At 55.3% G+C, this 12001-nt stretch carries 12 protein-coding genes; 6 read left to right on the forward strand and 6 right to left on the reverse strand.

What is annotated here, in order from left to right:
- Positions 1-165: 165 nt before the first annotated feature.
- The 6 genes from JQR86_RS04970 (at position 166) to JQR86_RS04995 (ending at position 5716) form a co-directional block, all read left to right on the forward strand.
- A complete protein-coding gene (locus JQR86_RS04970; protein ID WP_074824850.1) occupies positions 166-1194 on the forward strand; it encodes an amino acid ABC transporter substrate-binding protein in 1029 nt (342 codons plus the stop codon).
- A 71-nt stretch (positions 1195-1265) separates the two neighbouring features.
- The gene (locus JQR86_RS04975) at positions 1266-2441 is read left to right on the forward strand and encodes an amino acid ABC transporter permease (protein WP_434154432.1); all 1176 of its coding nucleotides are present in this window, start codon (positions 1266-1268) and stop codon (positions 2439-2441) included.
- Positions 2442-2450: 9 nt separating this feature from the next.
- Entirely contained in the window at positions 2451-3548 is a 1098-nt protein-coding gene (locus JQR86_RS04980) for an amino acid ABC transporter permease (RefSeq protein WP_150346835.1), read from the forward strand.
- 13 nt (positions 3549-3561) lie between these two features.
- Positions 3562-4329: an amino acid ABC transporter ATP-binding protein gene (locus JQR86_RS04985; RefSeq protein ID WP_010795352.1), complete on the forward strand. Its 768-nt coding sequence runs from the start codon at positions 3562-3564 to the stop codon at positions 4327-4329.
- A 131-nt stretch (positions 4330-4460) separates the two neighbouring features.
- The gene (locus JQR86_RS04990; protein WP_434154844.1) at positions 4461-4727 is read left to right on the forward strand and encodes a GIY-YIG nuclease family protein; all 267 of its coding nucleotides are present in this window, start codon (positions 4461-4463) and stop codon (positions 4725-4727) included.
- A 53-nt stretch (positions 4728-4780) separates the two neighbouring features.
- Positions 4781-5716: a glutathione S-transferase family protein gene (locus JQR86_RS04995; protein ID WP_434154433.1), complete on the forward strand. Its 936-nt coding sequence runs from the start codon at positions 4781-4783 to the stop codon at positions 5714-5716.
- A gap of 43 nt (positions 5717-5759) precedes the next feature.
- Here JQR86_RS04995 and yejK read toward each other — a convergent pair whose 3' ends face one another.
- The 6 genes from yejK to JQR86_RS05025 all read right to left on the reverse strand — a co-directional run bounded on the left by yejK (position 5760) and on the right by JQR86_RS05025 (position 11945).
- Positions 5760-6767, reverse strand: coding sequence for a nucleoid-associated protein YejK (yejK, locus tag JQR86_RS05000; protein ID WP_434154434.1), 1008 nt, complete (start codon positions 6765-6767; stop codon positions 5760-5762).
- Between the two features lie 84 nt (positions 6768-6851).
- A complete protein-coding gene (rlmF, locus tag JQR86_RS05005; protein WP_434154435.1) occupies positions 6852-7841 on the reverse strand; it encodes a 23S rRNA (adenine(1618)-N(6))-methyltransferase RlmF in 990 nt (329 codons plus the stop codon).
- A gap of 16 nt (positions 7842-7857) precedes the next feature.
- A complete protein-coding gene (locus JQR86_RS05010; protein ID WP_010795347.1) occupies positions 7858-8154 on the reverse strand; it encodes a winged helix-turn-helix domain-containing protein in 297 nt (98 codons plus the stop codon).
- A gap of 74 nt (positions 8155-8228) precedes the next feature.
- The gene (locus tag JQR86_RS05015) at positions 8229-11048 is read right to left on the reverse strand and encodes a valine--tRNA ligase (RefSeq protein WP_434154436.1); all 2820 of its coding nucleotides are present in this window, start codon (positions 11046-11048) and stop codon (positions 8229-8231) included.
- Positions 11049-11142: 94 nt separating this feature from the next.
- Entirely contained in the window at positions 11143-11511 is a 369-nt protein-coding gene (locus tag JQR86_RS05020) for a hypothetical protein (protein WP_010795345.1), read from the reverse strand.
- Positions 11512-11516: 5 nt separating this feature from the next.
- Positions 11517-11945, reverse strand: a complete 429-nt coding sequence (locus JQR86_RS05025) for a DNA polymerase III subunit chi (protein WP_010795344.1) — start codon at positions 11943-11945, stop codon at positions 11517-11519.
- Between the last annotated feature and the right edge of the window lie 56 nt (positions 11946-12001).

Below are 12001 nucleotides of genomic sequence, written 5' to 3' on the forward strand. Positions count from 1 at the left end.
GCAAATAAAAACAAATATTTCCAGCAGCGAGCCGAGAGCGAAGGGGTTGAACCTCTCAATTCCTCGATGGTTCTTGCGATGTATACGTTGCTCTCATGGCTGCGTACAAGCCCTAGAGGGCAAGCGGGACCGGATGCTGACTTTTATAACAACTGGAGGTTATCGATGAAAATGGTGAAATCCACCCTGGCGATTCTGACCACTGCGGCTGTATTGGGTGTCAGTGGCTTCGCCCATGCAGGTGCGACCTTGGATGCCGTGAAGAAAAAGGGCTTCGTGCAGTGCGGTATCAGTGATGGTCTGCCTGGCTTCTCCTATGCAGAGGCGGGTGGCAAGTATGCAGGTCTTGATGTTGATGTATGCCGGGCAGTGGCTGCTGCCGTATTCGGTGACGCCGAGAAAGTCCGCTATTCACCATTGACTGCCAAGGAGCGTTTCACGGCGTTGCAGTCTGGCGAAATCGATATTCTCTCCCGTAATACTACCTGGACCAGTTCACGGGACGCTGGCATGGGTATGAATTTCACGGGCGTAACGTACTACGACGGCGTTGGTTTTTTGGTCAATAAGAAGCTAGGTGTGTCCAGCGCTAAAGAACTCGATGGTGCAACGATCTGCATTCAGGCAGGTACCACGACCGAACTGAACGTGTCTGACTACTTCCGTGCCAATGGCATGAAGTACACCCCGATCACTTATGATCGTTCTGACGAAAGCGCCAAGTCCCTTGAAGCCGGACGTTGTGACGTACTGACGTCCGACCAGTCTCAACTCTATGCCCAGCGCATCAAGCTGGCGAACCCGGACGATTACGTGGTCCTGCCGGAAGTGATCTCCAAGGAGCCTCTCGGTCCTGCTGTACGTCGGGGCGATGATGAATGGTTTGCCATTGCAAAATGGTCACTATTTGCCATGATCGGCGCTGAGGAACTGGGTATTACCTCTGCCAACGTGGAAGACATGGCCAAGAACGCCAAGAATCCTGATGTGGCTCGTATGCTGGGTGCCGAAGGCAACTTTGGTAACGACCTGAAGCTGCCCAAAGATTGGGCGGTTCAGATCGTCAAGCAGGTTGGTAACTATGGCGAGGTCTTCGAGCGTAACGTCGGCATGGGTAGTGCGCTCAAGATCAAGCGCGGCCTGAATGCTCAATGGAACAAAGGCGGCATCCTGTACGCACCTCCCGTGCGCTGATTTGCCTATCGCCGCGGCCTGGTTAATAGCCAGGTCGCGGCGTTTTGTTTCATCGCATCTCGGAAAACATCATGTCTAAATCAATAGGCACGTCTGGGTCGTTGATCAACGATCCGCGCGCTCGCGCCTGGGCGTTTCAGATACTGGCTATTGTGGCGGTCGCTGCACTTGGCTGGTACTTATTCAACAACACACAAACCAACCTGGAACACCGGGGAATTACCTCCGGTTTTGCTTTTCTTGAGCATAGCGCAGGCTTTGGCGTTAGCCAGAGTCTGATCGACTACAAGGAATCAGATTCTTATGGACGACTCTTTCTGGTCGGCCTGGCGAATACGCTTCTGGTATCCATCCTGGGTATCATCCTGGCCACTGTGCTGGGCTTTATCATCGGTATTGCTCGTCTTTCGCCGAACTGGCTGGTACGTAAACTCGCCGCGATCTATATCGAGACCTTTCGCAACATTCCGCCACTGCTCCAGATATTCTTCTGGTATTTCGCTGTGTTGCGTCTGGTGCCTGGACCCCGACAGAGTCTCGGCTTCTTCGACACGTTGTTTTTGAACAACCGAGGACTGTACGTTCCAGCACCCGTGTCGGCAGAAGGTGTCGTACCGTTCCTGGTGGCGATTGCGCTAGCTGTTGTGGCCAGTATTGCCCTGGCGCGCTGGGTAAAGGTTCGGCGTGACAGGACCGGAAGAGGCTTTCCGCTGCTGATCTCGATTATCGCTTTGCTGATCGTTCTGCCAGGTTTGGCAGCCCTGATATTTGGTGCACCGTTCCATTGGACTGTTCCGCAGCTCAAAGGCTTCAACTTTCAGGGCGGCTGGGTGGTGATTCCTGAGCTGTTCGCCTTACTGGTGGCACTCTCCGTTTATACCGCAGCATTCATTGCTGAAACGGTACGTTCGGGTATCCAGTCGGTGAGCCATGGGCAGACCGAAGCAGCCAATTCCCTGGGGCTGAAGCCTAGTCGGACGCTACGCCTGGTCATCATTCCCCAGTCCATGCGGGTCATCATCCCGCCACTGACCAGCCAATACCTTAACCTGACTAAGAACTCATCATTGGCTGCCGGTATTGGCTATCCGGACATGGTGTCGCTGTTTGCCGGTACGGTACTGAACCAGACCGGGCAGGCGATCGAGACCATTGCTATCACGATGTCAGTCTATCTGGTTATCAGCCTGAGCATTTCGCTGTTAATGAACGTGTACAACAAGCGAATGGCTTTGCGTGAGCGATAAGAGGCGATCATGACTACACATACGTTCAAACCTGATCTGCCGCCGCCGAATCGCTCGATCGGTGCGTGGGCCTGGATGCGGACCAATCTGTTTTCCAGCGTTTACAACACGCTGCTTACGTTACTTGCTCTGTATCTGGTCTGGCTGTTGGTTCCGCCCATGATCAAATGGGCTTTCCTGGATGCAACGTTCAGCGGGACCGAGCGTTCCGACTGCACGCCAGGAGGCGCATGCTGGGTATTCATCAAGATGCGCTTTGGTCAGTTCATGTACGGGTTTTACCCGCCGGAACTGCGCTGGCGTGTGGATGTGGCGCTGGTTCTCGCGGTTCTGGGTGCTGCACCGCTGTTCATCAAAGCGATGCCCCGAAAGGTAGTTTATGGCATCGTTTTTCTGATCGTTTATCCCGTTGTTGCCTGGGTGTTGCTGCATGGCGGCGTGCTGGGGCTCGACGCGGTGCCTACCAGCCGTTGGGGCGGCCTGACGCTGACACTGGTCATTGCCTCTGTAGGTATTGCCGGTGCGCTGCCGCTGGGTATATTCCTGGCATTGGGACGTCGTTCGGAAATGCCGGCCGTACGCGTGTTGTGCGTGACCTTTATCGAGTTCTGGCGGGGTATTCCGTTGATCACGGTGTTGTTCATGTCATCCGTCATGCTGCCGTTGTTCCTGCCTGAAGGCATGAGCTTCGACAAACTCTTGCGGGCACTGATTGGCGTTATCCTGTTCCAGTCAGCTTACATTGCCGAAGTCGTGCGTGGTGGTTTGCAGGCGATCCCGAAAGGGCAGTACGAAGCGGCGTCAGCCATGGGACTGGGCTACTGGCGCGCCATGGGGCTGGTCATACTGCCTCAGGCATTGAAGCTGGTGATCCCGGGAATCGTGAACACGTTTATCGCGCTGTTCAAGGATACCAGTCTGGTGATCATCATTGGTCTGTTCGATCTCTTGAACAGCCTGCACCAGGCTACCGTTGATCCAGCCTGGCTGGGTATGTCGACCGAAGGCTATGTCTTTGGCGCATTGATTTATTGGGCTTTCTGTTTCGGTATGTCGCAGTACAGTCAGCGTCTGGAACGCCGTCTCGACACCGGCCATCGCCGCTAAGGAGCGAATCAGCATGAGTGAAAATGCCAAGACTCTGGGCATCGGTGACAAGATCATGATCCAGATGCAAGACGTGAACAAATGGTACGGTCAGTTCCACGTGCTTAAGGACATCAACCTGACGGTCCGACAGGGCGAGCGTATCGTGCTCTGCGGCCCGTCAGGGTCGGGCAAGTCGACCACGATCCGCTGTATCAATCGCTTGGAAGAGCATCAGAAGGGCAATATTGTCGTTGATGATGTAGAGCTTAATGGGGACCTGAAAAACATCGAGGCCATTCGCCGTGAAGTCGGTATGGTCTTCCAACATTTCAATCTGTTCCCTCATCTAACGGTACTGGAAAACTGTACGCTGGCCCCTATCTGGGTACGTAAGCTACCGAAGAAGGAAGCCGAAGAAGTCGCGATGCATTATCTGAAGCGCGTACGCATTCCAGATCAGGCTCACAAGTATCCGGGACAGCTCTCCGGTGGTCAGCAACAGCGTGTGGCCATTGCCCGTGCGTTGTGTATGAAGCCCAAGATCATGCTGTTTGACGAGCCTACCTCAGCGCTTGACCCGGAAATGGTAAAGGAGGTGCTCGATACCATGATCGGTCTTGCTCAGGATGGTATGACCATGCTGTGCGTGACTCACGAAATGGGTTTTGCCCGAACGGTAGCAAACCGTGTGATTTTCATGGACAAGGGTGAAATCGTGGAGCAGGCCCCGCCGGATCAGTTCTTCGATAACCCTCAAAACGAGCGTACCAAGCTCTTCCTGGGTCAGATCCTTCATTGATCTATCAAGAAAGGCGCCTCAGGGCGCCTTTCTTATAGGCTGTTCTTTTACCGGGCCAGGCGGGAGAATACAGCTACGCTCTCTGGTTGAATGGCTTGCTGTACGTGGACGCCTTACCCTTATCCTTGACCATGACTCATCCGCTGCGGCCATGGTTCGTCTATCTGGTCAGAGCTGAAAATGGCTCACTCTACTGCGGCATCAGCAATGACCCTCAGCGCCGTTTCAAGGCTCACCAACAAGGCAAGGGGGCTCGTTTTTTTCATTCAAGCCCTGCCAAGGCACTGGTCTATACGGAGCCGTGTGTAGACAAATCTGCAGCGCTTCGCCGTGAACGCGCCATTAAAAAATTCAAAAAGAACATCAAGGAAGCCATGATAGTGGCTCAGGGAGGATAGTCTTCAAGGGGGAGGGCGGTTACTCTGCGCTTCTCCAATAAGAGGGCGTGCGCATGACTGATCTCATCCTGCATCACTACTGGACCTCTCCGTTTGCCGAAAAAGTTCATCTGCTGATGGGTTTCAAGCAGCTGTCCTGGCGCTCCGTCATCATTCCCCGTGTCATGCCAAAGCCGGATCTCACCGCATTAACCGGCGGCTATCGTAAGACGCCTGTGCTTCAGGTTGGGGCAGATATCTATTGTGATACGGCGCTGATCGCGCAGCGCCTGGAGCAGGCTAAGGCCACTCCCACGCTCTTTCCAGAGGGCCAGGAGTTTGCCTGTCGCGCCTTTGCAGCCTGGGCCGATAGTGTAGTGTTCCAGCACGCCGTGGCATTGATTTTCCAGCCCGACGTCATCGCCGAGCGCATGGCCAATGTTCCGCCTGAGCAGGCTCAAGCGTTCATGGCGGACCGTAAGGCGCTTTTTGAAAAGGGAAATGCACCTCGGGTTACGGCAAGGCAGGCGGCCCAACATTGGCCCACCCTAATGGCACGACTTGAGGAGCAATTGGCGCGCAGCAGTGGCGAATACCTCTTCAATGCTCCCTCTATCGCAGATTTCTCGCTGGCGCATTGCCTCTGGTTTTTGCAGTCGGCCCGTCAGACTGCGCCTCTGGTGGACACTTATCCTGAAGTATCCGCCTGGCTAGGCCGCGTGCAGGGGTTCGGTCATGGCACTTATTCCGACCTGAGCGCAGAGGAGGCCATACGCATTGCGTATGATTCCGATCCTGCCCCTATTCCAGAAGGGGAAATGTTCTTGCCGGCGGGCCTTACTCAAGGCGATCGTGTAGCGATTTCAGCTCAGGATTATGGCCTGGAGACTGTAGAAGGTGAGTTGCTGTACGCAGGGGTGGAGGAAGTCATTTTAAGGCGCAGGGACGAGCGTGCCGGCACTGTGCACGTTCACGTTCCTAAAATAGGATTCAATATCGAAGCGTTATGAGTCTGGCAGGCAGAGCGATCAAACGTGTCGCCCTGCCTGGCGGTTAGTCCTTGCGACGCTTGATCTGATCCTTTAGCTGGGTAGGGACCTGCCGGATGATCAATACGTCCTGAGACTCGTCGTATTCTACCTTGGAGCCAAGCAGGTGAGCCTCGAAGCTGATGGACAGGCCCTCGGCGCGCCCCGTAAAGCGGCGGAATTGATTAAGGGTGCGCTTGTCTGCCGGGATTTCAGGCGCAAGTCCGTAGTCCTTGTTGCGGATGTAATCATAGAAGGCCTTGGGCTGCTCTTCACTCATCAGCTCCGACAGTTCATCCAGGGCAATGGGCTCGCCAATACGGGCCTGGGTGCTGGCATAGTCGACCAGGGTGTCGGTTTTTTCCTTGGCTTTCTCCTCAGGCAGGTCTTCGCTTTCTACATAGTCGCTAAAGGCCTTGAGCAGGGTGCGCGTCTCGCTGGGCGCATCGACACCTTCCTGGCAGCCAATGAAGTCACGAAAATAATCCGAGACCTTCTTGCCGCCCTTGCCCTTGATAAAGGAGATGTATTGCTTGGACTGCTTGTTATTACGCCATTCGGAAATATTGATGCGTGCCGCCAAATGAAGCTGCCCGAGGTCCAGGTGTTTGGCGGGCGCTACGTCCAGGGTGTCGGTTACGGTTACGCCTTCACTATGATGCAGCAGGGCAATGGCAAGGTAATCCGTCATGCCTTGCTGATAATGGGCAAAGAGAACATGGCCGCCTGTTGAAAGGTTTGAGCCTTCCATAAGCTGCTTGAGGTGCTCGACGGCCTGCTGGCTTAATGCAACAAAGTTCTTGCCGCCGTCCAGATACTCATTGAGCCAGCCACTGAAGGGATAGGCACCAGACTCCTCATGGAACAGCCCCCAGGCCTTGTTGGGTTTGGCGTTATAGCTTTCGTTGAGATCGGCCATCAGGTTTTCGATGGCCTGGGATGCCTCGAGCTCGGCTTCACGGGCATGCAGCGTAGCGGGCTGACCGTCGGGTTTCTTGTCGATCAGGTGAACGATAGCGTGGCGAATGGGCATGGGACTCTCTATCAATGAAGCGCAGGCGACATTGCCGCGAAAATCAGATGTGGCCTGATAGTGTAGCGCACCCGTGCGACGGGCTTAATCGGCATTCTTGATCCAGCGTGTGCGGCGCCATTGGTCTTGAGCATCCGGTGAAAGAAAAGTCCAGGCCACCAGCCGGCTACGTTTCTGACCTTGGGACATGTCGATCGTACGGATATCTACCGCATGGACCTGCTTTAGAGCAGCCACCAGACTGTCGACATTAGAAACCTTGGACACCAGAGTACTAAACCAGAACACCTGCGGACCATAGCAGGCACTGTCTTCTGCCAAGGTGCGTACAAAGCGGGCTTCACCGCCCTTGCACCATAGCTCAGCGCCCTGACCGCCGAAGTTGAGTACGGGCAACTTGCGTTTCGGATCCAGTTTGCCAAGGTTTTTCCACTTGCGCTGACTGCCGCTGCGTGCCTCTTCCAGAGAGGTATGAAAGGGCGGATTGCAGAGGGTTATATCGAAACGATCATCTGGGGCGATGATGTTTCGAAACGTGCGGTTCGGCTCGGTCTGCTGCCGTAACGATATAGCCTTGGTCAGCTGATTGCTTTGCAGGATGGTCTTGGCGGAGGCCAGCGCCGTTGCGTCGATATCGGCCCCAACGAAATGCCAGCCGTACTCGTGATGGCCAATCAGCGGATAGATGCAGTTGGCGCCAACCCCTATATCCAGCGCCTTGATCATGGCGCCACGAGGAACAATATCCTCATTACGTTCAGTCAGCAGGTCTGCCAAGGAATGAACATAATCTGCGCGGCCTGGAATAGGGGGGCATAAATAGCCTTCCGGGATGTCCCAGTGGGCAATTCCATAATATTGCCGGAGCAGGGCGCGATTGAAGACTTTGACAGCGGCAGGATCGGCAAAGTCGATGCTTTGCTTGCCGTAGGGGTTGATGATGACGAAGGGCGCCAGTTCAGGACAGGCCTTGATCATCTTGGCAAAATCATAGCGCCCCTGGTGACGGTTGCGGGGATGCAGAACCCCTTTATTCAGGTTGGGGGCAGCGGGGCGCTTGGGTGGCTGAGTCATGAAAAGGCTCGAACGATTAGGGGTAGCCCAGCAGGGCTTTTATGGTGGGGAGGTTGGAGCGGATCCAGCGCTTATCGATAGCGCCCCAATCACGGATGACATAATGTCCTGCATGGTTGCGAGCGCCTTCGGTCTGCTCAAATGCACAGTCGATATCCAGATCGCTCAACGCCGAAAGGGTGTCCTGTGCAGTACGTCTGGGCATGCCTGTCGCTTCCATCAGGGCCGGTACACTCGTTGCGACTCCAGAGTCGACCAGCCAGGCGACGTACAGGCGGCGGTAGAAGCTTGTCTTGGTTTTGCTTACGTCCATTGTCCAATCCTTGAGCATCCATCGATAACAAATCAAAAGGCCCGCCTAAGCGGGCCTATGGTGGCATTCAGCCGTTACAGGCTGGCGATTCGTCCACGCTGTTCGGCCAGCTTGGCGAGCGCCTGCTCGGCTTCGGCCAGCTTGGCGCGTTCTTTGGCAATCACCTCGGCTGGCGCCTTGTCCACGAAGCCGGCGTTGTTCAGCTTGCCTCCGACGCGCTTTACCTCGCCTTCCAGACGCTGGATTTCCTTATCCAGACGACCCAGTTCAGCAGCCTTGTCGATCAGACCTGCCATCGGTACCAACACTTCCATCTCGCCAACAAGCGCTGTAGCAGAAAGCGGTGCCTCTTCATCGGCAGCCAGAATGCGGATCGACTCGAACTTGGCCAGCTTCTTGAGCAGGGGCTCGTTTTCGCTCATGCGTCGCTGATCTTCAGCGCTAGCATGCTTGAGCAGAATGTCGATGCGCTTGGCCATGGAGATGTTCATCTCACCACGAATCTGACGCACTCCTAGCATCAGCGCCTTGATCCACTCGATATCACCCTCAGCCGCGCTATCGATACGGGCCTCATTGGCAACGGGCCAAGTCTGCAGCATGAGGGTTTCGCCCTGTTGGCCGGCAAGCGGTGCGATGCGATGCCAGATTTCTTCCGTGATGAAAGGCATGAACGGATGCGCCAGACGCAGTGCAACCTCCAGCACACGTACCAAGGTACGGCGTGTGCCGCGCTGACGTTCGATAGAAGCGTTTTCATCCCACAATACCGGCTTCACTAGCTCCAGATACCAAGCGCAGTATTCATCCCAGATGAATTCATAGAGTGCCTGAGTAGCCAGGTCGAAGCGGAACTGTTCCAGCTGGCGAGTCACTTCAGCTTCTGTACGCTGCAGTTGAGAGATGATCCAGCGATCCACAGAAGACAATTCGACCGGTTCGTCATTGACGCCACAGTCCTTGCCTTCGGTGTTTTCCAGCACGAAGTTGGCCGCATTCCAGATCTTGTTGCAGAAATTGCGGAAGCCTTCGACACGGCCCATATCGAATTTGATATCGCGGCCGGTGGAGGCCAGGGAGCAGAATGTGAAACGCAGGGCATCAGTACCGTAGCTGGCAATGCCTTCCGGGAATTCAGCACGGGTCTGCTTGGCAATCTTTTCCGCCAGCTTGGGCTGCATCATGCCGCTGGTGCGCTTCTGCAGCAGGCTCTCCAGATCAATGCCATCGACGATATCCAGCGGGTCAAGCACGTTGCCCTTGGATTTGGACATCTTCTGGCCCTGACCGTCGCGTACAAGACCGTGAACGTAGACGGTTTTGAACGGAATCTGCCCAGTCAGGTGAGTAGACAGCATGATCATCCGGGCGACCCAGAAGAAGATGATGTCAAAGCCGGTTACCAGAACGTCGGTGGGGTGGAACGTCTTTAAAAATTCGGTCTGTTCCGGCCAGCCGAGGGTAGAGAATGTCCACAGACCCGAGCTGAACCAAGTGTCGAGTACGTCGTCGTCCTGGCGCAGCGCGATCTCGCCCAGATTGTGCTTGCTGCGGACTTCCGCTTCATCGCGACCAACATAGACGTTGCCAGCCTCGTCATACCACGCCGGAATACGGTGACCCCACCAGAGCTGACGGCTGATGCACCAATCCTGAATATCACGCATCCAGGAAAAGTACATGTTCTCGTACTGTTTGGGTACGAACTGAATAGAGCCGTTTTCCACGACCTCAATGGCTTTTTCAGCCAAAGGCTTGGTGGAGACGTACCATTGATCGGTCAGCCACGGCTCAATAACAGTGCCGGAGCGATCGCCCTTGGGTACTTTCAGCGCATGGTCTTCAATTTTTTCTAGAAGACCGGCAGAGTCGAAGGCCGCTACGATCTGCTTGCGGGCTTCGAAACGATCCAGGCCTGCGTATGCGGACGGAATCCCTGCGTCGACTTCAGTGTTTACGCTGCCATCCAGGTTGAATACTTGTGCTGTAGCAAGTACCGCTGCGTTTTTGATCAGGGGCAGGTTATGGCGCTTGCCGACCTCATAGTCATTGAAGTCGTGAGCAGGGGTGATCTTGACGCAACCTGTGCCAAATTCTGGATCACAATAGTCGTCGCCCACGATCGGGATGCGACGGCCTACCAGCGGCAGCTCGATGAATTTGCCGATCAGTGCCTTGTAGCGCTCATCTTCAGGATGTACCGCTACGGCGGAGTCGCCCAGCATGGTTTCCGGGCGGGTCGTGGCAACGATCAGGTAATCCTTGCCCTCTGCTGTCTTGGCACCATCAGCCAGGGGATAGCGCAGGTTCCACAATGAGCCTTTCTCATCATGGTTCTCGACTTCCAGATCGGAGATAGCCGTATGCAGCTTGGTATCCCAGTTGACCAGGCGCTTGCCGCGATAAATCAGGCCGTCCTCGTGTAGACGGACAAAGGCCTCCTTGACTGCTTCAGACAGACCGTCATCCATCGTGAAGCGTTCGCGTGACCAGTCTACGGAAGAGCCCAGGCGACGAATCTGGCGAGTGATGTTGCCGCCAGACTCGTTTTTCCATTCCCAGACTTTCTCTAGAAACTTCTCGCGACCCAGATCATGACGGCTGACGCCCTGCGCACTCAATTGGCGCTCCACCACCATCTGGGTGGCAATGCCTGCGTGGTCCGTGCCGGGCTGCCACAGGGTATTGCGGCCCTGCATGCGGCGGAAGCGGATCAGGGCGTCCATGATGGCATTGTTAAAGCCATGGCCCATGTGCAGGCTGCCGGTGACGTTGGGCGGCGGAATCATAATGGTATAGGGCTCGCCGGAGCCCTGAGGCGCGAAGTATCCCTTGGATTCCCAGGTCTGGTACCAAGAGGTTTCGATGTCGTGTGGCTGGTAAGTCTTGTCCATGTACGTTGGCAAAGGCGTCTGAAGAGGGAAAGCCTTTGAGTATAACGGGGATAACGGTCAGGTGCGATTGATCGCAACACTGACCGTCTTGTAATCAGACCTGCTCGCGCTGCCTGATCAGTTCATCGAGGCGGGCATCCAGGCGTTTTTGCAGTTCGGCTTCAACTTTAGGTGCGAATTCGGCAATGACCTCCTGGAGTATGAGGCGCGCTTCCTGGCGAAGTAGCTCCTCCAGGGATTCCTCATCCTGTCGAGAAACGCGCTCCGGCTCGATCTGATCAAGCAGCGGAGGAATAGCGCTTAGCCGTTCAATAGAGGGTACGACTACATCGGACAGTACAGGAATACCATCCTGGTCCAGCCGGTCGGTAAGCATGGGAAGGTCGTGTTTATCCAGTAGCTGGCGGATCGATTCCAGATCATTCATGAGATGTGCCGGGCGAGGCGGGAGGTCTTTGTCCATGATTGTCAGACTCGCGGCAGACGATGGTCTTGTAAAGCATAGCCGCGCTCTCGGTAAAAGCGGAAATTCTCACGAGCCGCTTTGCGTATTGAAGCCTCTTCGATGACCAGTTCGGCAATTCTGCTGAAGCCGGCAAAAAAAGCAGGAATACGAGTATCCAGGTTGATCAACAGTTCGCCGGTTCGCTCCTGTTGGGTGTCAATACCCAGCAGGACTGGGCTATCCGGCTTGTCCTCGGCAAAATCGTGAGGCAGGAAGCTGTCGGGACGGAAGTCCCAAAGCCGTTCGTCCAGCTGACTGCGTTGGGCTTCGTCAGCGCAATGGATATACGTCTGCATCTGCTGTCTCCACGCTTTTTCGGCGAGGCGGCATGCAAACGTCAGTCGGGCGTCAGGGTCGTCGCTGGGAAGAACATAGAAGTCGACACGGGTCATGTCTGGCTCCGGAGTATGGCTGGCAGCAGCGGCGCGATAGGGAAGCGAACCCTATC

The sequence above is a fragment of the Pseudomonas sp. JZ134 genome (genome assembly GCF_051027695.1).
Lineage (GTDB): Bacteria > Pseudomonadota > Gammaproteobacteria > Pseudomonadales > Pseudomonadaceae > Chryseomonas > Chryseomonas luteola.

Coding starts and splice junctions, on each gene's coding strand:
- JQR86_RS04990 (WP_434154844.1), top strand. CDS start 4,461: ATGACTCATCCGCTGCGGCCATGGTTCGTCTATCTGGTCAGAGCTGAA.
- JQR86_RS04980 (WP_150346835.1), top strand. CDS start 2,451: ATGACTACACATACGTTCAAACCTGATCTGCCGCCGCCGAATCGCTCG.
- JQR86_RS04995 (WP_434154433.1), top strand. CDS start 4,781: ATGACTGATCTCATCCTGCATCACTACTGGACCTCTCCGTTTGCCGAA.
- JQR86_RS04970 (WP_074824850.1), top strand. CDS start 166: ATGAAAATGGTGAAATCCACCCTGGCGATTCTGACCACTGCGGCTGTA.
- JQR86_RS05020 (WP_010795345.1), bottom strand. CDS start 11,511: ATGGACAAAGACCTCCCGCCTCGCCCGGCACATCTCATGAATGATCTG.
- yejK (WP_434154434.1), bottom strand. CDS start 6,767: ATGCCCATTCGCCACGCTATCGTTCACCTGATCGACAAGAAACCCGAC.
- JQR86_RS04985 (WP_010795352.1), top strand. CDS start 3,562: ATGAGTGAAAATGCCAAGACTCTGGGCATCGGTGACAAGATCATGATC.
- JQR86_RS05015 (WP_434154436.1), bottom strand. CDS start 11,048: ATGGACAAGACTTACCAGCCACACGACATCGAAACCTCTTGGTACCAG.
- JQR86_RS04975 (WP_434154432.1), top strand. CDS start 1,266: ATGTCTAAATCAATAGGCACGTCTGGGTCGTTGATCAACGATCCGCGC.
- rlmF (WP_434154435.1), bottom strand. CDS start 7,841: ATGACTCAGCCACCCAAGCGCCCCGCTGCCCCCAACCTGAATAAAGGG.
- JQR86_RS05025 (WP_010795344.1), bottom strand. CDS start 11,945: ATGACCCGTGTCGACTTCTATGTTCTTCCCAGCGACGACCCTGACGCC.
- JQR86_RS05010 (WP_010795347.1), bottom strand. CDS start 8,154: ATGGACGTAAGCAAAACCAAGACAAGCTTCTACCGCCGCCTGTACGTC.